Source organism: Ensifer sp. Root1252 (assembly GCF_001425885.1).
Lineage (GTDB): Bacteria > Pseudomonadota > Alphaproteobacteria > Rhizobiales > Rhizobiaceae > Ensifer > Ensifer canadensis.
Map to the genome: position 1 here is coordinate 503,801 of NZ_LMDT01000001.1, position 22,584 is coordinate 526,384.

Consider the following 22,584-nt stretch of genomic DNA (forward strand, 5'->3'; position numbering starts at 1 on the left):
CGGCAGGGGACGCCGCGCGGGGGCATCTCATGAACGAAATCAACAGGAGCCCGGCCTTCTGGCACTCATTCGCGATCTTCGAAGGGTTCGACAAGAAAACGATCGAGGATCTCGCCGATATCGCCACCTATCGAAAGTGGCCGGCCGGCACGGTGATCTTCCAGCGTGGCGACGAAGGCAACTATATGATCGTGGTCATATCGGGCCGCATCAAGCTTTCTCTGATCACACCGCAGGGCCGCGAACTGATGCTGCGCCAGCATGAAGCCGGCGCGATCTTCGGCGAGATGGCGGTGCTCGACGGCCAGACGCGGTCGGCAGACGCCACGGCGCAGACGGCGTCCGAAGGCTACGTGATCGGCAAGAAGGCGTTTCTCGATATGGTCACTACCCGGCCGGCGGCAGCTGAGTCCGTCATCCGCTTTCTCTGCGCCCAGCTGCGCGACACCACCGAGCGGCTGGAAACCATCGCGCTCTATGACCTCAACGCCCGCGTTGCGCGGTTCTTCCTGGCCACACTCCGGCAGATCCACGGCAACGAGCTTCCCGAAAGCGCCAATCTGCGGCTGACGATGAGCCAGACGGATATCGCCGGCGTTCTCGGCGCCAGTCGCCCCAAGGTCAACCGGGCCATTCTGTGGCTAGAGGAGAGCGGCGCCATCAAGCGGGGAGAAGGGATCATCGCCTGCAAGGTCGGCCGGCTGCTGAGCATCGCCGATCCTGAAGAGGATTAGGCGGCATGACCGTGCAACCTCGCCGGCAATTTCGCTTCACTCCGCTCGCCGGCGGGATCCTGACGAGCCTGATCGTCGCATTGGCACTCTATTTCTATGCGGAACCGGTATTCGAAACGCAGCGGGAGCTGTTCTTCGACCGCCTGATGCAATGGGTGCCGTCACCGCAATCGCCCGACATCGTCGTCGTCGATATCGACCGGGCGGCCTACCAATCCCGGCCTGATGGAGACTGGGACAGGGCGGCAACCGCCGAACTCCTATCCGGACTGACCGTGGCCGGCGCCAAGGTCATCGCCGTCGACTTCGTCTTCAGTTCCGATTGTGCGGCAGAGCTGCCAGGCAATACATCGCTTTCGCAAGCGCTTTCGAAGACCCCCGTCGTTCTCGGCTTTCTCATTGCCGATACGCTGCAGGAGCGCCCTCGCCCGGCTCCGCCACTGGCGTTGAGCCGCCCCTTCGCAGCACCGGAACTCTGGTTCCTCGACGGCGCGGAAACCTCCTGCCCTTCCTTCATGGATCACGCCAAGGCGGCGGCCGCATCATTTCTTGTCGGCGACGAGGATGCCCGTATCCGACGGGTGCAGGCTTTCGCTGTTCTCGGCGAAGAGGCCTATCCGACGCTTGCGATCGAGGCGACGCGGCTGATGATGGGTGCAGGAACGCCGATACTCGGCGGCGACCCAGCCTGGCTGCGGCTCGACAGGCAGGTGATCACACTCGACGATACCGGCAGCCTGCGCTTCGTCGCGAGCACCCCTGACTTGATCGCCGCCCGGACCATTTCGGCAGCCGACGTTCTCTCAGGGAAAGCAGGCAGCGACAGGTTTGCGGGCAAACTCGTCTTCATCGGCAGCAGCCTGCCCAATCTCGGCGGCCTCCGGCCGAGCGCCTCAATGCCGCTCGAGCCCTCGGTTCAGATCCATGCCGATATCGCCAATGCGATCGCCACCGGTTTCATTCCACGGCGTGACGCGCGGCTTCCCGTCATCGAGGCCCTGTTCTCGCTGGCAGCGGGCATTGCCGCCGCCTATGGCGCGGCAAGGCTCCGGCCGATGACATCGGCCGTGCTCGGCATCGTCGCGGTTGCCGTCGTCGTCGCGGCGACTGCCGCGATCTACCGCACCAGCGGCTGGCTCGTCGATGCAGTGAGCATTTCAGTCGCACTTGCTGCCGTGCTGGCAGTGACCAGCACGCTGCAGTTCGCCCATGTCAGGCGGGCGGAAGCGACGGCGCGGGAAAAATTCTCGCAATACCTGCCGCAATCCGTCGTCGCGCGCTACATCGACAATCCAGGTGCTGCCCGGGTTGCGGGCGAGGAACGGGCGGTGACGGCGCTGTTCACCGACATCGAGAGCTTTTCGACGCTTTCGCAAAAACTCGGGCCGCGCGACCTCATCGCCCTGCTCGATATCTATTTTACCGAGGTCAACGGGCTGGTAGCGCAATATGGCGGCATGGTCGACAAGGTGGTCGGCGACGCCGTGCACGCCTTCTTCAACGCGCCGGAGGATCTGGCCGATCATGTCGACAAGGCAATCGAATGCGCCAAGGCAATCCATGCGTTGACCGAAGAAATGCGCAGGCGACCGCAGTTTGCCGCACGGGATTTCGGGCGCACGCGCATCGGGGTCGAGACGGGTCAGGCGGTGCTTGGCGAAGTCGGCGCCGGCGGCAAGCTCGACTACACCGCCCATGGCGACGCCATCAACCTTGCAGCGCGACTGCAGGAGGCAAACAAATTTCTGGGCACGGCCATCTGCGTCGGCCCGGCTGCAGCAGCTGAAAGCAAGCAACGGCTTCGCTCGCTCGGCAGCCATGAAATCCGCGGCTTTGCCACGATGGAACTCTTCACAGTCGCCGACCCTGAACAGGTGTAGCGCCACTGCAGAATTCCATGGTCGGCATCGATTGAGGCAGAGAATTGCTCCTCGTGGTGCTGCCGACGCTACTGTTGGCCAACACTGGCATAGGCTTCCCGGATCCGCGCCTGTCCCCAGTTGACGGGGTCGCTCGGCGCGTCGCCTCGCTGTCGGAACTCGACGCCCTGCCCCGCAGCGACAATCTGCGTTACGCCGCCCGCGGCGACCGCAACGCTGCCATGCTCGACGAAGACGGCGAAGGCGACACGGCTCGGGCCGCAAAAGAACTTGGTGCCGCGCACGCCGATCATGCCGAAAGCGGTCCTGACGGCAACATCGACCTTGGGCAGCCCCTCGGGGCGGTCGAATACCATTCGGCCGATGCCGAGTTCGAGCGTACCGCCCTGGCCGGCAATGAAGCTGTCGACCAGCAGATCGGTCTCAGCACCCAAGAGGACGCGGGTGTCGGCACCAAGCGCCAGGGTTGCGAAACTTTCGGCCTCGGTGCGCACATGATCGTTGTCGAAGATCTGCGCACCGACAGCCAGAGCCTCTTCCTGCTCAGTCTGTCGACGACGAACGTCGCCGCGGATTTCCGTTGCCTTGCCGATCACCGGGCTCGCCATGGTCGTTGCCACGCCGCCGCCCATGGCCGCCAACAACAGGCCACCAACGACGACGCGCCTGCTCACCAGCATCTGCCGCACCAGCTCCCGGTCCATCATGGTCCTTCTCCCTGTTCGACGCGTTCGAGCCCTCGAGCGTCCGGCTTTCCCAAAGGATATCCCCGATATCAGCGGAAACAAGCCGAACGCGCAATGGTGCGTTCCTTGCCACCTCTCCACTTCGCCAGAGCCCCAGCAATCCGGCTGTTACCGCCGGAACAGGCAGTGCGAACCCACCGGGCTAAGTTCGCGTCAAGAGACGGGGAGAGCATCATGGAAAATCAGCGCAAAACAGGCATTCGCATCTTCAACGCATTGCTTCTCGCCATCGTCAGCTTCCTGGCGCTTGCGGCAATCGCGCTTCCTCCCGCCCGTGCGGCAGAACTTTCGGCCGTCGACATCTGCGACCGCGAGGCGGGCAGCATCTTCGACCTGCAGCGCAACCAGGCCTTCCCGGCAGTTGCGACCGAGGACATGAAGATCGGTATCGCCCTTTCGGCCTGCCGCGAGGCCTATAACCAGCATGCCGGCGCCCGCATCGAGTTCCAGTTGGCCCGCGTGCTCGACAAGGCCGGCCAGAAGATCCAGTCGCTGCGCATCCTCAGCGAAGCGGCCGAACACGGCCATGCGCTGGCGATGACCAACTATGCGGTGCTTGTCGGCGAACAGGGCGACATCAAGACCGAATTCGCGCTCAACCAGAAAGCCGCCGCAGCCGGCAATATCCTCGCTGCCTATAATCTCGGCGTCGCCTACCGCGACGGCATGGGCACCGCCGCCAACGGCAAGCTCGCCATCGAATGGTTCGAGCGGGCGACGCTCGCCGGCGATGACATCGCCGCATTCAACCTCGCGGTCATCCTGGATGAAGGCAAGCTGGTGCCGGAAGACAACGCCAGGGCCGCGCGCTTCTATCGCCTCGCCGTCGAGCGCGGCAATGTCGACGCGATGGTCAATCTCGGCCTGATGCTGGAGACCGGCGAAGGCGTAACCAAGGATTCATCGGCCGCGCGCGCCATCTTCCGCAAAGCCGCGGCCGAGGGCGACGCCTTTGCTGAGCGCAAGTTCGCCGAACTCAGCGGCGGCAGCAATTTCGAGACGGCCATGCTCGACAAGACCAGCCGCATCAAGTGACGCATTGCGAGCCGACCTCAACCGGTCGGTCCGCGTTATGTCCCGACAGGTTCCCCCCAAAGATGCAGCTTGACGTGCAGCCGGGCGCACTACAGCGTGGCGGGAAGACACCCCTCGCCTGGAAATGTAATGACGAAACTGATTATCTTTACCGACCTGCACATGGTGCCCGAGGGCACGACGATCATCGGCCTCGATCCCTACCAGCGCCTGGCCAACGGTATCGCACATGTGAACCGCTACCACGCGGATGCCGACCGGGTGATCTTCACCGGCGACCTCGCGCATCATGCCGACCGCGCCTCCTACGAGCGGCTGAAAACGCTGACCGATCAATTGCTGCCTCCGGCCGCCATCATGATCGGCAACCACGACCGGCGCGACGTGTTTCTCGACGTCTTTGCAGACGCCGTAACGGACGACGATGGCTTCGTGCAGCAAGTGGTCGACTTTGGCGATTGCCGGGCGATCCTGCTCGACACGCTGTTTGCGCCGCCCTACGACTACCCCAACAGCCATGCCGGGCTCCTGTGCCAGAAACGCCTTACCTGGCTCGATCGCCAATTGGCAGAAGCCGGCGACAGGCCGGTGCTCATCTTCATGCATCATCCCCCGCACGCCACCGGCTTCACCGGCATGGACATGATCCGCCTCGTCAACGAAGTGGAATTTTATGCGCTCGTGAAGAACCACGGCAATGTGCGCCACATCTTCGCCGGCCATGTGCACCGCACGATCAGCGGTTCCAGCCGCGGCATACCCTTCTCTGTCTTCAAGAGCCCGGTGCACCAGCAGCCGATGCCGTTCGATGCGCCGGATGCCTCGCTCTCAGTCGATGAACCAGCAGCCTACGGCATTGCCGTGGTGACGAAGGATGGCGTTCTCGTTCATACCGAGGATTACGAAATCGCCCGCCGGGACGCTGCCTTCGCCTGATACCAACCTGCACGGATATTGACCCATTGCGCCGGCGCGATTTTGGTTTCCTGTAAGGAGAAAACCGGAGCCGGACCACGCGGTCCGGTGAGGATTGTCGACGCTATCAGGAGGCCAAAAGCGCCCGGCCCTTCGGATGGGCCGCCTGTCGGCCACCGGCAGCCTCGCAATCCTCGACCGATGTCCAGGCATCGCTCTAAGGTCCGCTCCTTCCCGGACGACCGCAGACGGTCCCACGCAGTGGGCCAATATCCGTGCAGGTTGGTATGAGGGGCATTCCGGCCGCCGGGCCTTCATGCTAGGTTGGCCCATGACCCAAACCACCGCCACCGATGAAATCCTCGACTGTCAGAGCTGCGGCGCCTGCTGCGCCTACTCCTCCGACTGGCCGCGATTCTCGATGGAGACGGACGAGGAACTCGACCTGATACCGGAAGAGTACGTCGCCGCCGACCTCGGCGGCATGCGCTGCGAAGACAACCGTTGCACGGCACTCGGCGGCAAGCTCGGGGTGCATGTCGCCTGCAAGATCTACGCTGTGAGGCCGATCGTCTGTCGCACCTGCATGCCCGGTGACGACGAGTGTCTGATGGCGCGCGAACGGCACTTCGGGCAGGCCGCGTAGAACTTCGGATCATCCGGCACTCAAGCCTACATTCCGTATCCCCATCGGTTTGCCGGCACTGCGATAGTGAAACATTCCGAGAATGACGAAATTTGCCGGATGGATGTTCGGCGGGACGACGCGTATTTTCTGCCCACGAAATCCAAGGCGCATTGCGCCTTGTCACCGCCTTCCGGAGGACCGCGTTCGATGAGCCAGACCCAGCTTCAAAAATCCAGCCCAAAGGCCGATGCGGCCCCGGCCCCCTTTGCCGACTTCGCACCGCCGATCCGCGCGCAAGGCACGCTGCGCCAGGCGATCACCGCCGCGTACCGCCGGCCGGAAACCGAAGCGCTGCCGCCGCTCGTCGAAGCAGCAACGCTTCCGGCCGAGACACAGAAGGCAGCCGCCAGAACCGCCCGCAAGCTGATCGAGGCCCTGCGCGCAAAACATAAAGGTTCCGGCGTCGAAGGACTGGTGCACGAATACTCGCTGTCGAGCCAGGAAGGTGTGGCGCTGATGTGCCTGGCCGAGGCGCTGCTGCGCATTCCCGACACGGCAACGCGCGACGCGCTGATCCGCGACAAGATTTCCGACGGTGACTGGAAGTCGCATCTGGGCGGTGGCCGCTCGCTGTTCGTCAACGCCGCGACCTGGGGTCTGGTCGTGACCGGCAAGCTGACGTCGACGGTCAACGACCGCAGCCTTTCGGCCGCGCTGACGCGCCTGATCGCCCGCTGCGGCGAACCGGTGATCCGCCGCGGCGTCGACATGGCGATGCGGATGATGGGCGAACAATTCGTCACCGGCGAAACCATCGACGAGGCGCTGCGCCGCTCGCGCGCGCTCGAGCAGAAGGGTTTCCGCTACTCCTACGACATGCTGGGCGAAGCCGCGACCACGGCTGAAGACGCCGAGCGCTATTACAAGGACTACGAAACGGCGATCCATGCCATCGGCAAGGCATCGGCCGGACGCGGCATCTACGAAGGCCCCGGCATCTCCATCAAGCTTTCGGCGCTGCATCCGCGCTACGTGCGCGCGCAGTCGGCCCGCGTCATGGAAGAGCTTCTGCCGAAGGTGAAGGCACTCGCGGTCATTGCCAAGAAGTACGACATCGGCCTCAACATCGACGCCGAGGAAGCCGACCGGCTGGAGCTTTCGCTCGACCTGCTCGAAGAACTGTGCCTCGACAAGGATCTCGCCGGCTGGGACGGCATGGGCTTCGTGGTCCAGGCCTATGGCAAGCGTTGCCCCTTCGTGCTCGACTTCATCATCGACCTCGCCCGCCGCGCGAGCCGCCGCATCATGGTCCGGCTGGTCAAGGGCGCCTATTGGGACGCCGAGATCAAGCGCGCGCAGCTCGACGGCCTGGAAGACTTCCCCGTCTACACCCGCAAGATCTACACCGACGTTTCCTACATCGCCTGCGCCCGCAAGCTGCTGGCAGCAACCGACGTGATCTTCCCGCAGTTTGCCACCCACAACGCTCAGTCGCTCGCCACCATCTACGAACTGGCCGGCAAGGACTTCCAGGTCGGCAAGTACGAGTTCCAGTGCCTGCACGGCATGGGCGAACCGCTCTACGACGAAGTCGTCGGCAAGGGCAATCTCGACCGGCCGTGCCGCATCTATGCGCCCGTGGGCACGCACGAGACGCTGCTGGCCTACCTGGTGCGCCGCCTGCTTGAAAACGGCGCCAACTCTTCCTTCGTCAACCGCATCGCCGACCCGAAGGTCTCAATCGACGAACTGGTTGCCGATCCGGTCGACATCGTGCGCGCCATGCCTGTCGTCGGCGCGACGCACGCGCAGATCGCCCTGCCGGTCGGTTTGTTCGGCGATGCACGCCCGAACTCCGGTGGTCTCGACCTTTCCAACGAAACCTCGCTCGCATCGCTAACCGAAGCGCTCAAGGCCAGTGCTGCCATCGACTGGCGCGCGGTGCCGCAACTGGCAACCGGTCCTGCATCGGGCGAGACCCGCCCGGTCGTCAACCCCGGCGACCACCGCGATATCGTCGGCGCCGTCACCGAGACATCGGAAGCGGACGCCCGCCAGGCCGCAAGCCTTGCCGCGAAGGCCGCCTCGAGCTGGTCGGCGGTTTCACCGGCAGAGCGTGCAGCCTGCCTCGTGCGTGCAGCCGACATCATGCAAGCCCGCATGCCGACTTTGCTCGGCCTGATCGTGCGCGAAGCCGGCAAGTCGCTGCCGAACGCCATCGCCGAAGTGCGCGAAGCGATCGACTTCCTGCGCTACTATGCCGAACAGACCCGCCGCACACTCGGTCCTGCTCATAAGGCGCTCGGACCAATCGTCTGCATCAGCCCGTGGAACTTCCCGCTGGCGATCTTTGCCGGCCAGATTGCCGCAGCACTCGTCGCAGGTAACCCGGTGCTGGCAAAGCCGGCGGAAGAAACGCCACTGATCGCCGCCGAGGGCGTGCGCATCCTGCACGAAGCCGGCATTCCGGCCGACGCGCTGCAGCTCCTGCCCGGTGACGGTCGCATCGGTGCGGCACTGGTTGCCGCGCCTGAAATCGCCGGCGTGATGTTCACCGGCTCGACCGAAGTCGCACGCCTCATCCAGGCGCAGCTGGCCGACCGGCTATCGCCGTCGGGCCGGCCGATCCCGCTGATCGCCGAAACCGGCGGCCAGAACGCCATGATCGTCGACAGTTCGGCGCTCGCCGAACAGGTCGTCGGCGACGTGATCGCCTCGGCCTTCGACAGCGCCGGCCAGCGCTGCTCGGCGCTGCGCGTCTTGTGCCTGCAGGAAGATGTCGCCGACCGCATCCTCGCGATGCTGAAGGGCGCGCTGCACGAACTGAAGATCGGCCGCACGGACAAGCTTTCCGTCGACGTCGGCCCTGTCATCACCGCGGAAGCGCAGGGGATCATCGAGAAGCACATCGAAACCATGCGCGGCATGGGTCGCAAGGTCGAGCAGATCGGCCTCGCGTCCGGTACCGAACTCGGTACCTTCGTGCCGCCGACGATCGTCGAGCTCGAAAAGCTCTCCGACCTCAAGCGCGAGGTCTTCGGTCCCGTTCTCCACGTCATCCGCTACCGCCGTGACGATCTCGACCGGTTGATCGACGATATCAACGCGACGGGCTACGGCCTGACCTTCGGCCTGCACACCCGCCTCGACGAGACGATTGCCCACGTCACGTCTCGCGTGAAGGCCGGCAACCTCTACGTCAACCGCAACGTCATCGGCGCTGTCGTCGGCGTACAGCCCTTCGGCGGTCGTGGCCTCTCGGGCACCGGCCCGAAAGCAGGCGGTCCGCTCTATCTCGGCCGCCTCGTCGCCACCGCCCCGGTGCCGCCGCAGCACAGCTCCGTCCACACCGATCCGGCGCTGCTCGACTTCGCCAAATGGCTCGACGGCAAGGGTGTCAAGGCGGAAGCCGAAGCCGCCCGCACAGCCGGCAGCAACTCGGCCCTCGGCCTCATCTCCGAGCTTCCAGGCCCGGTTGGCGAGCGTAACCTCTATGCGCTGCATCCTCGCGGCCGCGTGCTCCTGGTGCCAGCCACCGAGACCGGCCTCTATCGCCAGCTCGGCGCGGCACTGGCGACCGGCAACACCGTCGTCATCGACGCGGCGTCGGGCCTGCAGTCCTCGCTGAAGACCTTGCCGGCAAGTGTTTCCACCCGCCTGTCCTGGTCGAAGGATTGGTCGGCGGACGGCCCCTTCGCCGGTGCACTGGTCGAAGGCGACGGCGAGCGTGTGCGTGAGGTGAACAAGGTGATCGCCGGCCTGCCGGGTCCGCTGGTTCTGGTCCAGGCCGCCTCGACTGACGAGATCGGCCGCAACCCCGACGCCTATTGCCTCAACTGGCTCTTGGAAGAGGTGTCTACCTCGATCAACACCGCCGCTGCCGGCGGCAATGCCAGCCTGATGGCGATCGGCTGAGCCGGCCTGCATCAACAAGTACGGCCCTCTCCCCCACGGGGGAGAGGGATAAATCAGTTCTCATTGCTCCGGTCCGCCGCTTCGGACTTTGACGACCGCGCTACCTGCGTGCGCCGGATGGCGCATTTGGCAGCAATCCGCTATCAGCGTTGAACAAACGGAAGCAGCGGATGTTCACCCTCAAGCACACAGAAACCTCGACGCAGGAAATCAAGAAGAGCCGGTTTCTGGCAATCTGCGCGCCCGTGCCCGACGAGCAGGCGGCAAAGGCTTTCCTTGCTGAGCATTCCGATCCCACCGCCAACCACAATTGCTGGGCGTGGCGCATCGGCCAGGCCTATCGCTTCAACGACGACGGCGAGCCGAGCGGGACCGCGGGCAAGCCGATCCTCGCTGCGATCGATGGCCAGTCGCTCGACCGCGTCGTCGTGGTGGTCACCCGCTGGTTCGGCGGCATCCTGCTTGGCAGCGGCGGCCTGATCCGCGCCTATGGCGGCACCGCCGCGCTCTGCCTGCGGGCGGCCGAGAAGATCGAAATGATCGAGACGATACGCACCACCATCGCCTGCGACTTTGCCGATCTGGCGCTGATCAAGGCCCGCCTTCTTGCCCGTGACGTCACGATCTCAGGCGAAACCTTCACCGACAAGGGGCCGGTAATGACGGTCGACATGCGCAAGGACGAAGCAGACGGCATTCTTGCCATGGTCACCGATCTCAGCCGCGGCCGCGCGGTCATTTCGACCGACGATTGATCGCCTTCCCCTTGCCGATCGAACCATCATAAAAGCGACCCGCAAACCGAATAATATTCAATCCGAAAACGATTTCGACGCCAGGGAGATGATCTGCATGAAAACGAGAGTTCTGGGCAAGACAGGTGCGACGATTTCGGAGATCGGCTTCGGCGCCTGGCAGATCGGCGGCTCCTGGGGCGACGTCAGCGAAACGGACGGCAAGCGCGCGTTGAATGCCGCACTCGACAGCGGCGTCACCCTCGTCGACACGGCCGACGTCTATGGTGACGGACGGTCTGAAAAGATCATTGCCGCCGTCCTGAAGGAGCGCGGCGGCGAAAAGCCGTTCGTCGCCACCAAGGCCGGACGCAGGCTGAACCCGCATGTCACCGAAGGCTACACCGGCGCCAATATCGAAGCCTTCATCGATCGCAGTCTTAGCAATCTCGGTATCGAAACGCTGGATCTCGTCCAGCTCCACTGCCCGCCGACCGACGTCTATTACCGTCCGGAGTTTTTCGGTGCGCTCGACCAGCTCATCACCAAGGGCAAGATCCGCAATTACGGCGTCTCGGTCGAGAAGGTCGAGGAAGCTCTGAAGGCGATCGAGTATCCGGGTGTTGCCACCGTCCAGATCATCTACAACATCTTCCGCCAGCGGCCGCAGGATCTGTTCTTCGCGGAAGCCAGGAAGAAGAATGTCGGCGTGATCGTGCGCGTGCCGCTCGCCTCCGGGCTGCTGTCGGGCAAGATTACCCGCGACACGGCGTTTGCCGCCGACGACCATCGCAACTTCAACCGCTTCGGTGAAGCCTTCGATGTCGGCGAGACTTTTGCAGGCGTGCCCTTCGAGACGGCACTGGAAGCCGTCGAGCAGCTTCGCCCGCTGGTGCCCGCAGGCGTGCCGATGGCGCAGTTCGCCCTGCGCTGGATACTGGAGCAGGATGCCGTGTCCGTCGTCATCCCTGGCGCCCGCAATGAGACGCAGGCGCAATCCAATGCGGCTGCCAGCGCGCTGCCTGCCATCGACGAAAAAGCCAAGGCCGCCATCGCCGCGCTTTACGAGCGGCTGGTCAAGGTTCATGTTCATCATCGCTGGTAGGATGTATCGTAGCTGCCAATGGGGCCGCCGCCAATGGGCGCGACCGGCGGCAGCGGACACCACCCGACTGCATGTTTCCTTAAGTCCTATTCGATTTAAGGATAAAAACATGCAGCCATTCAAAGTGCTACAGCGACCTTTGCACGTCTAATAAGACGCGCGGCGCTGTAGCGGGCACACAGGCGCGCCAGGGCGGGAGAAGCGATCATGGCAGACCCTTTCGTGCTGCAGCGCTTTGTCGACGCTCAGGGCCGCGTCCATGCCGCAGCGCTCGACGAATTGCGGCGTGGCCGCAAAGAGACCCACTGGATGTGGTTCGTCTTTCCCCAGCTTGCGGGCCTCGGGCATTCGCCGATGGCCCAGCGCTTCGCCATCTCCGGGCTCGCGGAGGCCAGGGCCTATCTCGCCCATCCAATCCTCGGGCCCAGGCTTGTCGAATGCACCGAGACCGTCAACGGGCTGATCGGGTGTTCGGCACACGAAATCTTCGCAAGCCCTGATGACATGAAATTCCGCTCGTCGATGACGCTGTTTTCGAAGGCCGCAAACACAGGCAGCGTCTTCGGGCAGGCCCTCAGTTTCTATTTTGCCGGGGAAGAGGATCGACGAACGCTCGACCTGCTCGGCCCGCCTTCGCCATGACGGCGCACAAGCGCCAGGGGCATTCAGCCCGCGGATCGCGTTAGACGCCGTGCGCGGCGCTCGCGAGGAAGAACAGGATCACGAAAGCGCAGACGGAAAGCCCGGCTACGATCACCAGCAGCTCTTTCATCATATAACGATACATCGGGCACCTCCTTCCATCAGCCGTACGGCTCCCTTTTATATGGGAATCGGACCGGCCATTTTTCAGTCGCAGGCTTCAAAAGATCGTGAGGATGCCCCCTTTTTCCGGCCGCCGCAGACGCCTCCGGATCGCTCTCTTCCGCCCCCATCAGGCGCAACGCAAGCGCGCAGCCTGTAAGTTACATTATACTAATATATAGATTTATTACAACTGTTCTTACGGCTCCGCCGAGGCGCATCACGATCGGATGGAACGGAGAACCAGCGCGGTTTTTTTTGATCGCGGCGCTAGTGAAGCGCCGACGAAAACGCCTCGCAAACGTAGCCGGATGCTCAATCAACCGAAGCGCGCGCACGCTTGCGACCATAGGCTCGTCGTTGACTTCGCAGGCGATGAGAGGAAAATGTCTTCTTATGCGTCACAACGTAACACAAGGGGCGCCCAACGATGACTATCGCAAGGAAACTTCAGGACTATATCGACGGCGAGGGTGTCGCCTACGACACCGTCGCGCACCATCGTACGGCAACGACCAGCCAGTCGGCGCGCGCCGCGCATGTTCCGGGCAGCAGACTGGCCAAGTCCGTGGTCGTACACCACGAAATGGGGTACGTCCTCGCCGTTGTTCCGAGTACGCACCGGATCGAGCTCTCCACATTGCAGAGTGTTATGAACAGACGCCTTGGCCTCGCCTCGGAGGAGGAGGTCTGTTCGCTTTTCGCCGATTGCGACATTGGCGCGGTGCCGCCGATCGGATCGGCCTACGATGTACCGGTGATCCTCGACGAAAGCCTCGAAGACGCCAGCGACGTCTATTTCGAAGGCGGCGACCACAAGACACTGGTGCACGTCACCGGACCTAACTTTCGCAGCCTGATGAAGGATGCGCAGGTCGCCCGCTTCAGCCACCTGCCGTAGACGCCGCAATCCTGCATCGTACACCTCGCAGAGGACGACGTGGAGTTGGTGCCTGCGGGGGCAAGTCAAAGTGCTACAGCGTCCTTTGCGCGTCCAATAAGACGCGCGACGCTGTAGGGAATGCTGGAGAAGCGCCTTCAGTTAAGGCTTTGAAATTGTTGGCGCACCCGAAGAGATTCGAACTCCTGACCCCCAGATTCGTAGTCTGGTGCTCTATCCAGCTGAGCTACGGGTGCTTGCCTGAAGCGGTCGAACCGCTTGCGTGAGCGGTTCTCTAAAGGGTCCTTTCGGGGATTGCAAGCGCCGCTCGGCAAAAAATTTCATTTTTACGACGACGCGGTTTCAAGCTGTGGATTTTCACGGCGAAATCAGCGCGCAATCTCACCCGCGAACCCCTTCAATGCCGGGCTTTGGAGCGAAATGCATCGAGCGGCACCGGGCGGTCCGGTAATTCGATGCGAAAAAGCGTTCCGGGCGTCGGCTTTTCCACAAGGGCAATCGTTCCCCCATGGGCGAGCACCAATTCGCGTGCAATCGCCAGGCCAAGACCGGTGCCGCCCGAGCGCGCCGAGCCGCGGAAGGCTGCAAAAAGATTTTCGCGGGCCTTTGCCGGCATGCCTGGGCCGGTATCGTCGACGGAAATGGTGACGACACTGCCCATGCGCATCGCCGAAACGCTGACGACGCGTGGCCGCCCGTCCTCGGCCTCGTGATTCGTCAGCGCCTGGACGGCGTTGCGGCAGATATTGTGCACCACCCGGAACAGTTGCTCGCTGTCGGCGTCGACCTCAAGGTCGTCCTGCACCTGGATCTGGAATTCGATGCCGGATTGCGGATCGATCGAAAGCAGCTCGGCGACATCGGAGACCAGCGGCTTGAGGGCGACGAACCGGCGGTGCGGTTCGGCCTCGGTGGTACGGCCATAGGAAAGAACCTCGCGGGTATAGCCGACGGCCCGGTCGATCGCCCGCAGCAGCGTCGGTGCGAAGCGCTTGACGACGGGATCATCGACATCGGCGAGACGGTCGGAGATCAGCTGCGCCGACGACAGGATATTGCGCATGTCGTGGTTGATCTTCGACACCGCCAGGCCAAGCTCGGCAAGGCTCTTCTGCTGCTTCAGCGTCTTCTGCAGCTCGCGCTGCATGCTCGCCAGATGCTGGCCGGCGACCGCGAGTTCGTCGCGCCCCTCCGGCGGAACGAGCACGCGCGCCGGATTGGACGGATCGTTGGAGAATTCCTGCATGCTCGCCGTCATTCGCCGGATCGGCACGATCAGCATCCGGTTGATCGCAAGGAAGATCAACGTCGCGGTAATCAGCGAGATGATGATCGACAGGAAGAACACGTTGCGGGAATAGACGAGCATCGCCTTGTGCAGGCTGGCATCAGCCATGACCAGCTCGATCACCGCGTCGCTTTCACCGAGCGGCCCGTAGACGCGCACCACCCGGTTGCCACCGAACAGCAGCGTATCGAAGGCATCGCGGATCGCCGCCAAGGCGGTGAAATTGGCGGTGTCGTATTCGCCGTCGATCTCTGATGGCATGTCGGCGGCAGCGATCATCCGCGAGGCATCCTTGCGGCGAATGACGATCGCCTTGGTGCCCGTTGCCATCAGCGTGTCGTCCTGCACGTTTCGGGGCAGCTCGACATTCTGCAGGCCGTCGACGACGACGGCGGCGGCAGCGACGGTGTTCAGCCGATCCTGCAGCCAGCGGATGCGCATGTTTGCGACCGACGGCACGAAGATCAGCACCTCGGCCAGCATGACGAAAACGATCGTCAGCAACAGCAGCTTGCCCGAGAGCCCGCGGAGGAAGCCCGCTGCGGTTCGCGGCGCTTCACTCACCGTCGTCGGCTGCGCCTCTTCGCTCATCGTCCCGAAAAATCCCTGTCCGTCAGCCGAAATACCGCAAGGCCCTGATGGCGGACCGCACGACCGCCTTCCTCGCCAAGGGCGCATAATAGGAGATGACCGCCTGTTTTCCAATCTCGGAAAGGGTCGGATAGGGTGCGACATAGCCGCGGACCTGTTTCAGCGTCATGCCGTTGGCGACCGCAAGCGACCACATGTTGATCAGCTCCCCTGCACCTGGGGCGGCAATGCCGACACCGAGGATGCGTCCGCGGCGGCCGGCGACGATCTTGATCACGCCAGCCTCGACCCCGTCCGTGCGGGCACGGTCGCCTGCGGCAAGATCGGTCCTGATGACGTCGACGGCGCCGAATTTTTCCCGCGCCTCCGTCTCGCTCAATCCAACCTCGGCGATTTCCGGATCGGAGTAGGTGACCTTCGGCACAATCGTCCGATCTTCCCGCGCCGGCAATCGAAACAGCATCTGCTGCAGCACCAGCCGTGCATGATAGCTCGCCACATGGGTGAACTGCAGCCCGCCTGCGACATCGCCGATCGCATAGACGCGGCGATTGCTGGTGCGAAGGTTGGGCCCGACCTCTATGCCTTTCGCATTGTGGTCGATGCCGGCGGCGGCAAGGCCGAGCGATGCGTGGTTCGGCCGACGACCGGCGGCAATCAGGAGATCGCTGCCTTCGACCTGGAAAACGCCGCCTCCATTCTCGCATCGCAGAACGACCCGCCCGCCATCCTGCTCGGCGCCAAGGATCGTCGTTGCCTCGTGCAGGACCACGCCCCCGTGCCGAAGTGCGGCAATCGCGATCGATGAAAGCTCGGGATCGGCATCCGAAAGCGCGCGCCGGCTCTCGATGACGGTGACGCCGGCGCCAAGCCGGCGATAGGCCTGCGCCATCTCGATGCCAACAGGACCCGCACCGACAATGATCAAATGGGCCGGAAGCCGGGTCAGATCGAACAGCGTCTCGTTGGTCAGGAACGACACTTTGTCGAGGCCCGGAATATCAGGGATCGCCGGCGACGAGCCGGTGGCGACGACGAAACGGCGGGCGCGGACGAGATGGTCTCCGGCGGCAACGGTATTTTCATCGACGAACCGGGCCGAGGATTGCAGCACCTCGACGCCGAGGCCGGTAAAGCGCTCGACGCTATCGTGCGGAGCGATACCGGCAATGACCTCGTGGATGCGGGCATGAAGGCGTTGATAGTCGACGACGGGTTGGCCAGCGGCCAGACCGAAGCGACCCGCCATACGGATCGCCTGCGCGTGCCTGGCGACGGCAATCAGCGTCTTCGACGGCACGCATCCGTGGTTGAGGCAATCCCCACCCATGGTGCCGCGTTCGATCAGGACCACGGGAACACCGAAGGCGGCGGCACCCGCCGCCACGGAAAGCCCGGCGGCACCGCCACCGATCACGCAGATATCCGGATTGATGACTTTCGCCACGCCTGCCCCGTACCCGTCAAACAGCCTTGCGGCGCGACCATACCCGCTTGAAAGCGAGTGGCAATGCCGCAAACAACGCTAATACCACAAGCGCCAAGGTCAATTTCGGCGTTGCGAAATCCGACACCGACAGCTCGCGGCCAACGGCAGCCGAACTGGCGATCACCTCGTCGAGCCCACCGCCGAGCCAGGCATAGGCGAAGGTGGCGGGAACGATACCGATCAGAGTTGCCATCGCAAACGTTCTCAATCTCACCTCGAAGAAGGCGGGCGCGATGTTGACGACGAAGAACGGGAAGATCGGCGTGAGCCGCAGGACGAGAAGATAGAGAAACGCATTGCGGCAGAAACCATCGGCAAAACGCGCGAGGAATGGCCCGGCACGCCGCCGCAGGAGATCGCCGAACATGCTGCGGGCCGCCAGAAACAACAGGCACGAGCCGAGCGTCGCGGCTGCAACGACGAGAAGGCCGCCACCGGCGCAGCCGAAGAGAAAGCCGGCAAAGATCGTCAGAACCGAAGCAGCCGGGATCGAGAAGACCACCACTGCTACGTAGACCAGGAAAAACAGACCGGCGGCCTGAAGCGGATAGGCTTCGACATAGAGGCGCAACGCCTCACGGTGATGGACGAGTGCGCTCAGAGACAGATAACGCTGAAGTCCGAAGGCATAGGAGGCAAACCCGCCGGCGACAAGAAGGGCCAACAGCACCAGACGCCACGCGACCTTGCCGCGGTCTTCGGGCGAGCCCTCGTCCGGTGCCTCCGACGGCGTTGGACGGGCATCCCCGGCTCTGTTGATGGCGCTTCGGTTCATGTGATTTCGTTTCTTGGAAAAGTCTTTCCTTGCAGTATCGGCAATCCATACCGGAGACCAATAACGAATGGTCGCGTTGCAAAACGACAGCGTGAACGGGCCGACAAGACAACTCACGTTGCCGTTACACGAGAGCGTGGCGGCAACGACGGGGCGATGATTGCAGATTATCCACGGAAAACGCCCGCGGAGACGTCAGTCGTCCGCGGGCGTCGATTGGTGCGATCCGTCAAACTGGTCGGATCAGAACTCTTCCCAGTTGTCCCTGGCGACGGCCGCCGAAGATCCGCCGCTGAAGGCGCGGGCGACGTTGCCCATCATCCGGCGGGCGGGCGAATCCACCGGACGGCTGGTTTCCCGCGCCGGTGCGATCGTGCGTGCCGCCGAAGTGCCGTCGAGCTTGAAGTAGGCGATCAGGCTCGCAAGGTTGTTGGCTTCCGCCGACAGCTTGTGGGTCGCGGCATTCGCCTCTTCCACCATGGCGGCGTTCTGCTGGGTGACCTGGTCCATCTGGTTGACGGCGGTGCTGACTTCGCCGAGGCCGGTCGACTGTTCGCGTGCGGCCGTTGCGATCGAGTGGATATGATCGTTGATCTTGAGCACGCGCTCCTCGATCTCGCCAAGCGCCGCGCCGGTTTCCTGCACGAGCCGGACGCCGGTTGCGACTTCCGAGCCCGACTTCGAGATCAGGGCCTTGATGTCCTTGGCAGCACTGGCCGCACGCTGAGCAAGCTCGCGAACTTCCTGAGCGACAACGGCAAAGCCTTTACCGGCATCACCAGCACGGGCAGCCTCGACGCCGGCATTCAGCGCCAGCAGGTTGGTCTGGAAGGCGATCTCGTCGATGACATTGGTGATCTGGCCGATCTCGCTCGATGCCTGCTCGATCCGGCCCATGGCCTCGACCGCGTTGCGCACGACTGCGGCCGATTCGGCAGCGCTTTCCTTGGCTTCGTTGACCATTACGGTCGCTTCCTGCGCCCGCTCGGTCGAACTCCTGACGGCGACGGTGATCTCGTCGAGTGCCGCAGACGTCTCTTCGAGTGCTGCGGCCTGCTGCTCGGTGCGCTTCGACAGATCGTCGGCGGCGGAGCGAAGCTCGGACGAATTGCCGTTGATCGAGTCCGTGGTGACACGCACTTCGCGCAGCGTCTTCTGCAGCGTCGACAGCGTCTCGTTGACGTTCTTCTGCAATTCGGCGAAGGCGCCATGGAACTGGCCGTTCATGCTCTGGGTCAGGTCGCCGGCGGCAAGGCTGGCGACGACGCGGCGCGTTTCGGCAATGCCGGCATCGACGCTGCCGACGAGTTCGTTGACGCTCGACGCAAAACGATTGAGATCGTCGTTCTCGTAGTCCTTGCCGATGCGCTTGGTGAAATCGCCGGCGGCCGCAGCCGAGACGACGACGCCGATGCTCATCTGCAGATCGGCGCTCTTTTCGCGCAGCGCCGCTTCCTGGGCGTTGAGATCGCGAACGGCAAGGCCATTCTGCTTGAAGATCTGCACGGCCGCAGCCATCTCGCCGATTTCGTCCTTGCGGTCGGCAAAGGGTACGTTGGCGGAAAGATCGCCGCCGGCGAGCAGCTTCATCTTGCCGGTGAGATCGAGGATCGGACGGCTCAGATGATTGGTGCCGATATAGAAGGCGGTGCCGATACCGACGGCGAGCCCGAGCCCGGCGATGCCGAGAATGATGACGATGACCGAACGTTCGAACGAAGCGATGTCAGCCTTGACGGTCTCGAGCGTTGCCAGGTTGGCTTCGACGACGGCGTCGATCTCGCCCTGGAAGGCCTTGCGGTTGGCGCGGTTGGCGTCGGTGTTGCCCTGCTCGTTGGCCGCCTGCGGCGATACCTCCTGGCCAAGACGCGCGGTTTCGACGCGGAACGTCTTGAACTCCTCAGCGCGCTTGACCAGCGCATCGAACGAGCCGAGCTTGTCGGCCGGCACCAGGGGTCGCCACTCGGCAAACAGCGCATCGATTTTTTCGAGGTTCTTCAGAATGCCTTCGGCGAAGGGCTTTGCCTTTTCGATGGTGGGCGCTGCGTAGATTCCGCGCGCTTCCATGACGACGCCGGTCACCAGTCGATTGAGATGCTCGCCGTTGAAGGCACGCTCAGAAGCGTTCTGGTACTGATGGAACCGGCTGTTGTATTGAGAAACCACCAGCAGCGACATGCCGGTCACCGCGATCGCCAGGAGGCTCATTACCCCGACGATCAGATTGATCTTACCACGTATTTTCATCCCTGCCTCCACGACACCGCAAGACTTGCCCGGTTATCGGAAGGGTCGCGGCCTCATTGCACCGCAGTCACGCTAAAACATTCATGGTTAATAAAGATCGCGGTGGCCGGCCGGCATTCTGGGGAGTGCCGGTTAGCTCCCTGTTTACCAGTCTGAGATAGTGCGTCGCGGCTTGTGCCTGCGAAATCGAGGTCGCCCGGATATCGGGATGCGATCACTTTTGCCCATCGAAGGCCTCGCGTGATTGACTTTCCGGGAAATTTGCCTTTATAAGCCGCCCACGTCCGGCCAAGCCTGCCTGCCCGACAGGCGGAGCTATGTCCGGAACGTAAACGCTCCTTGCTACATGCAAACCCAAGAAGGGCCGCACACCGCGGTATTAAAATAAATGAAGCGTACTTACCAACCGTCCAAGCTTGTTCGCAAGCGCCGTCACGGCTTCCGTGCACGCATGTCCACCTCGGGTGGCCAGAAGGTCCTCGCAGCCCGCCGGGCTCGTGGCCGCAAGCGTCTTTCGGCTTAAGCCGAAGTTGCCCGAAACCAGTGTCCGGGCACATGACGTCAGATAAAGACAAAACGACTGTCGGGCGGCTGAAAAGCCGTCCGCAGTTTTTGGCCGTTCGGGCAGGAGAAAGCCGTAGAGGCCCGCTGTTTCTCCTCGAAGTGCTCGACCGCAACGATCCGGAGGGAGAGGCCCGCGTCGGCTTCACCGTTACCAAGAAACACGGCAATGCCGTCGAGCGAAACCGGATGCGCCGACGCCTGAAAGAGGCGGTGCGGCTTTCCGCCGGGTTTGCAATGAAACCCGGACACGACTATGTGATTGTCGCCCGACGCGATCTCCTGAATGCCCCCTTCGACGCCTTGACCCGGGGGCTTGGCGAGCGCATCGAAAACAAGCCGAAACAGAAGCGGCCGCCGGCCGGTTCCAGGAAACAATGATGGAAAAAAACCGCAACTATTTCGTGGCGATTGGCCTGTCCGTGCTGATCCTCGTCGCCTGGCAGTTCCTTTACGTCAATCCGAAGATGGAAAAGGAACGCATCGCTGCGGAAGCGCTGCAGGCCCAGCAGGCTCAGCAGACCCAATCGCAGCCGGGCACCACGGCTCAACAGCCGGCGACCGGTCAGGCCCTGCCTGGCGGCACAGTTCCCGGGACGGGCGAAAACCGCGACAAGGCGCTTGCCAAGTCGGCGCGCGTTGCCATCGACACGCCTGCGGTTTCCGGCTCCATCAACCTGACCGGCGCGCGCTTCGACGATCTCAAGCTCAAGGCCTATCACGAGACCGTCAGCAAGCAGAGCCCGATCATCACCCTGTTCAGCCCGGCTGAGACCACCGACGGTTACTTCACCGAAATCGGTTATGTCGGCGATGCGGCAAGCGGCAGCGTGCCCGGCCCGCAGACCGTGTGGACGCTTTCGGGCGGCGACAAGCTGACGCCCGCAACGCCGGTGACGCTGAGCTTCACCAACGAGAAGGGCATCACCTTCAACCGGACGATCTCGATCGACGAACGCTACATGTTCCAGGTGGTCGACAGCATCAAGAACGGTGCCGCAGAACCGGTGTCGCTCTCCTCCTACGGTCGTGTGACGCGCTTCAACAAGCCGACGACACCGAGCGTCTATGTTCTGCATGAAGGCTTCATCGGGGTCATCGGCGATCATGGCCTGCAGGAAGTCGGCTATTCGAAGATCGAGGACGACAAGGCGATCGAACCCGGCAAGGCGACGGGCGGCTGGCTCGGCATCACCGACAAGTATTGGGCCGCAACGATCGTTCCGCCGCAGGCGACGCCTTACGAGACCCGCTTCTCGCACTTCACAGATGGCCGCGCCCGCTATCAGAGCGACTACAAGAGCGACGCAATCACCATTGCCGCCGGTCAGTCCTCGGAACTCAAGAACCTCGTATTTGCCGGCGCCAAGGAAGTGCCCGTCGTCGACAACTATGAGGCCGCCTATTCTATCCCTAACTTCGACAAGCTGATCGATTGGGGATGGTTCTACTTCATCACCAAGCCGATGTTCAAAATGATGGATTTCTTCTTCCGTCTGTTCGGCAACTTCGGCATCGCCATCCTGACGACGACAATCGTCGTCAAGCTGCTGTTCTTCCCGCTTGCCAACAAGCAGTACTCTTCGATGGCGAACATGAAGAAGGTTCAGCCGAAGATGGAAGAGCTGAAGAAGAAGTTCGGCGACGACCGCATGGGCCTGCAGCAGGCAATGATGCAGCTCTACAAGGACGAGAAGATCAATCCGCTCGCGGGCTGCTGGCCGATCCTCATCCAGATCCCGGTGTTCTTCGCGCTCTACAAGGTGATCTACATCACCATCGAGATGCGCCACGCACCGTTCTTCGGCTGGATCCACGACCTGTCCGCGCCGGATCCGACGACGATCTTCAACCTCTTCGGCCTCTTGCCGTTCGACGCGCCGTCCTTCCTGCACCTCGGCGTCTGGCCGATCATCATGGGCATCACCATGTTCGTGCAGATGCGCATGAACCCGACGCCGCCCGATCCGACCCAGGCGATGCTGTTCACCTGGATGCCCGTTGTCTTCACCTTCATGCTGGCCTCGTTCCCGGCCGGTCTGGTGATCTATTGGGCCTGGAACAACACGCTTTCGGTGCTGCAGCAGTCGATCATCATGAAGCGCCAGGGCGTGAAGATCGAGCTGTTCGACAATCTGAAGAACCTGTTCTCGAAGAAACCCAAGCCGGCGGAGTGACGCCGGCAGACAGAGCCTTCACAAGGCCCCGGACCTCGGTCCGGGGCTTTTTCGTTCGG

The 22,584-nt window shown here is 63.0% G+C and carries 18 protein-coding genes, 1 tRNA gene and 1 pseudogene; 14 read left to right on the top strand and 6 right to left on the bottom strand.

Annotated elements, in window-relative coordinates; translation table 11 throughout:
* Window positions 1–29: 29 nt before the first annotated feature.
* On the top strand, window positions 30–734 hold the full coding sequence (locus ASD02_RS02485) for a Crp/Fnr family transcriptional regulator (protein WP_025425766.1): 705 nt from the start codon (window positions 30–32) through the stop codon (window positions 732–734).
* A gap of 5 nt (window positions 735–739) precedes the next feature.
* Complete coding sequence (locus tag ASD02_RS02490) at window positions 740–2,614, top strand: CHASE2 domain-containing protein (RefSeq protein ID WP_025425765.1); 1,875 nt, start codon at window positions 740–742, stop codon at window positions 2,612–2,614.
* 68 nt (window positions 2,615–2,682) lie between these two features.
* On the opposite strand, the gene ASD02_RS02495 is transcribed toward ASD02_RS02490, so the two are convergent.
* Complete coding sequence (locus ASD02_RS02495; RefSeq protein ID WP_025425764.1) at window positions 2,683–3,303, bottom strand: FecR domain-containing protein; 621 nt, start codon at window positions 3,301–3,303, stop codon at window positions 2,683–2,685.
* Window positions 3,304–3,534: 231 nt separating this feature from the next.
* On the opposite strand from ASD02_RS02495, the pseudogene ASD02_RS40510 reads away from it, so the two are divergent.
* The 9 genes and pseudogenes from ASD02_RS40510 to ASD02_RS02535 all read left to right on the top strand — a co-directional run.
* Window positions 3,535–4,080: pseudogene (locus ASD02_RS40510) on the top strand (sel1 repeat family protein); the annotation flags it as partial.
* A gap of 15 nt (window positions 4,081–4,095) precedes the next feature.
* Entirely contained in the window at window positions 4,096–4,395 is a 300-nt protein-coding gene (locus tag ASD02_RS40515; RefSeq protein WP_337797695.1) for a hypothetical protein, read from the top strand.
* A gap of 129 nt (window positions 4,396–4,524) precedes the next feature.
* Window positions 4,525–5,331, top strand: a complete 807-nt coding sequence (locus ASD02_RS02505) for a phosphodiesterase (protein WP_025425762.1) — start codon at window positions 4,525–4,527, stop codon at window positions 5,329–5,331.
* Between the two features lie 310 nt (window positions 5,332–5,641).
* Entirely contained in the window at window positions 5,642–5,956 is a 315-nt protein-coding gene (locus tag ASD02_RS02510; RefSeq protein WP_025425761.1) for a YkgJ family cysteine cluster protein, read from the top strand.
* Between the two features lie 189 nt (window positions 5,957–6,145).
* Complete coding sequence (gene putA, locus ASD02_RS02515) at window positions 6,146–9,853, top strand: trifunctional transcriptional regulator/proline dehydrogenase/L-glutamate gamma-semialdehyde dehydrogenase (RefSeq protein WP_025425760.1); 3,708 nt, start codon at window positions 6,146–6,148, stop codon at window positions 9,851–9,853.
* A gap of 170 nt (window positions 9,854–10,023) precedes the next feature.
* On the top strand, window positions 10,024–10,608 hold the full coding sequence (locus ASD02_RS02520; protein WP_025425759.1) for a YigZ family protein: 585 nt from the start codon (window positions 10,024–10,026) through the stop codon (window positions 10,606–10,608).
* A gap of 97 nt (window positions 10,609–10,705) precedes the next feature.
* On the top strand, window positions 10,706–11,692 hold the full coding sequence (locus tag ASD02_RS02525) for an aldo/keto reductase (protein ID WP_025425758.1): 987 nt from the start codon (window positions 10,706–10,708) through the stop codon (window positions 11,690–11,692).
* A 204-nt stretch (window positions 11,693–11,896) separates the two neighbouring features.
* Window positions 11,897–12,334 carry a DUF1810 domain-containing protein gene (locus tag ASD02_RS02530; RefSeq protein WP_198956827.1) on the top strand — a complete coding sequence of 146 codons (438 nt, stop codon included), beginning with the start codon at window positions 11,897–11,899 and terminating at the stop codon, window positions 12,332–12,334.
* A 592-nt stretch (window positions 12,335–12,926) separates the two neighbouring features.
* Complete coding sequence (locus ASD02_RS02535; RefSeq protein ID WP_025425755.1) at window positions 12,927–13,397, top strand: aminoacyl-tRNA deacylase; 471 nt, start codon at window positions 12,927–12,929, stop codon at window positions 13,395–13,397.
* Window positions 13,398–13,556: 159 nt separating this feature from the next.
* Here ASD02_RS02535 and ASD02_RS02540 read toward each other — a convergent pair.
* From ASD02_RS02540 to ASD02_RS02560, 5 genes are all read right to left on the bottom strand, one after another.
* Window positions 13,557–13,633 (bottom strand) — tRNA-Arg (locus ASD02_RS02540).
* A gap of 161 nt (window positions 13,634–13,794) precedes the next feature.
* Window positions 13,795–15,276 carry a HAMP domain-containing sensor histidine kinase gene (locus ASD02_RS02545; protein WP_025425754.1) on the bottom strand — a complete coding sequence of 494 codons (1,482 nt, stop codon included), beginning with the start codon at window positions 15,274–15,276 and terminating at the stop codon, window positions 13,795–13,797.
* Window positions 15,277–15,298: 22 nt separating this feature from the next.
* The gene (locus ASD02_RS02550) at window positions 15,299–16,723 is read right to left on the bottom strand and encodes an FAD-dependent oxidoreductase (RefSeq protein WP_025425753.1); all 1,425 of its coding nucleotides are present in this window, start codon (window positions 16,721–16,723) and stop codon (window positions 15,299–15,301) included.
* Between the two features lie 16 nt (window positions 16,724–16,739).
* Window positions 16,740–17,540, bottom strand: a complete 801-nt coding sequence (locus ASD02_RS02555) for a TVP38/TMEM64 family protein (RefSeq protein ID WP_025425752.1) — start codon at window positions 17,538–17,540, stop codon at window positions 16,740–16,742.
* 243 nt (window positions 17,541–17,783) lie between these two features.
* Window positions 17,784–19,787, bottom strand: a complete 2,004-nt coding sequence (locus ASD02_RS02560; protein WP_025425751.1) for a methyl-accepting chemotaxis protein — start codon at window positions 19,785–19,787, stop codon at window positions 17,784–17,786.
* 388 nt (window positions 19,788–20,175) lie between these two features.
* On the opposite strand from ASD02_RS02560, the gene rpmH reads away from it, so the two are divergent.
* Genes rpmH through yidC form a run of 3 tightly spaced genes read left to right on the top strand, consistent with a single transcriptional unit; the run spans window position 20,176 to window position 22,525 of the window.
* Window positions 20,176–20,310, top strand: a complete 135-nt coding sequence (gene rpmH, locus ASD02_RS36665; RefSeq protein WP_081788836.1) for a 50S ribosomal protein L34 — start codon at window positions 20,176–20,178, stop codon at window positions 20,308–20,310.
* 20 nt (window positions 20,311–20,330) lie between these two features.
* Window positions 20,331–20,729 (top strand): ribonuclease P protein component, encoded by a 399-nt coding sequence (rnpA, locus tag ASD02_RS02565; protein WP_025425750.1) that lies wholly within the window; start codon window positions 20,331–20,333, stop codon window positions 20,727–20,729.
* Entirely contained in the window at window positions 20,729–22,525 is a 1,797-nt protein-coding gene (yidC, locus tag ASD02_RS02570) for a membrane protein insertase YidC (protein WP_025425749.1), read from the top strand. The genes rnpA and yidC overlap by 1 nt, the downstream gene beginning before the upstream one ends.
* The last annotated feature ends 59 nt before the right edge of the window (window positions 22,526–22,584 follow it).

Bases quoted from the DNA above. Each gene is read 5' to 3' on its own strand.
- ASD02_RS02560 (WP_025425751.1), bottom strand. From the start codon at position 19,787: ATGAAAATACGTGGTAAGATCAATCTGATCGTCGGGGTAATGAGCCTC.
- putA (WP_025425760.1), top strand. From the start codon at position 6,146: ATGAGCCAGACCCAGCTTCAAAAATCCAGCCCAAAGGCCGATGCGGCC.
- ASD02_RS02555 (WP_025425752.1), bottom strand. From the start codon at position 17,540: ATGAACCGAAGCGCCATCAACAGAGCCGGGGATGCCCGTCCAACGCCG.
- ASD02_RS02525 (WP_025425758.1), top strand. From the start codon at position 10,706: ATGAAAACGAGAGTTCTGGGCAAGACAGGTGCGACGATTTCGGAGATC.
- ASD02_RS02485 (WP_025425766.1), top strand. From the start codon at position 30: ATGAACGAAATCAACAGGAGCCCGGCCTTCTGGCACTCATTCGCGATC.
- ASD02_RS02510 (WP_025425761.1), top strand. From the start codon at position 5,642: ATGACCCAAACCACCGCCACCGATGAAATCCTCGACTGTCAGAGCTGC.
- rpmH (WP_081788836.1), top strand. From the start codon at position 20,176: ATGAAGCGTACTTACCAACCGTCCAAGCTTGTTCGCAAGCGCCGTCAC.
- ASD02_RS02490 (WP_025425765.1), top strand. From the start codon at position 740: ATGACCGTGCAACCTCGCCGGCAATTTCGCTTCACTCCGCTCGCCGGC.
- ASD02_RS02520 (WP_025425759.1), top strand. From the start codon at position 10,024: ATGTTCACCCTCAAGCACACAGAAACCTCGACGCAGGAAATCAAGAAG.
- ASD02_RS02545 (WP_025425754.1), bottom strand. From the start codon at position 15,276: ATGAGCGAAGAGGCGCAGCCGACGACGGTGAGTGAAGCGCCGCGAACC.
- ASD02_RS02535 (WP_025425755.1), top strand. From the start codon at position 12,927: ATGACTATCGCAAGGAAACTTCAGGACTATATCGACGGCGAGGGTGTC.
- yidC (WP_025425749.1), top strand. From the start codon at position 20,729: ATGGAAAAAAACCGCAACTATTTCGTGGCGATTGGCCTGTCCGTGCTG.
- ASD02_RS02505 (WP_025425762.1), top strand. From the start codon at position 4,525: ATGACGAAACTGATTATCTTTACCGACCTGCACATGGTGCCCGAGGGC.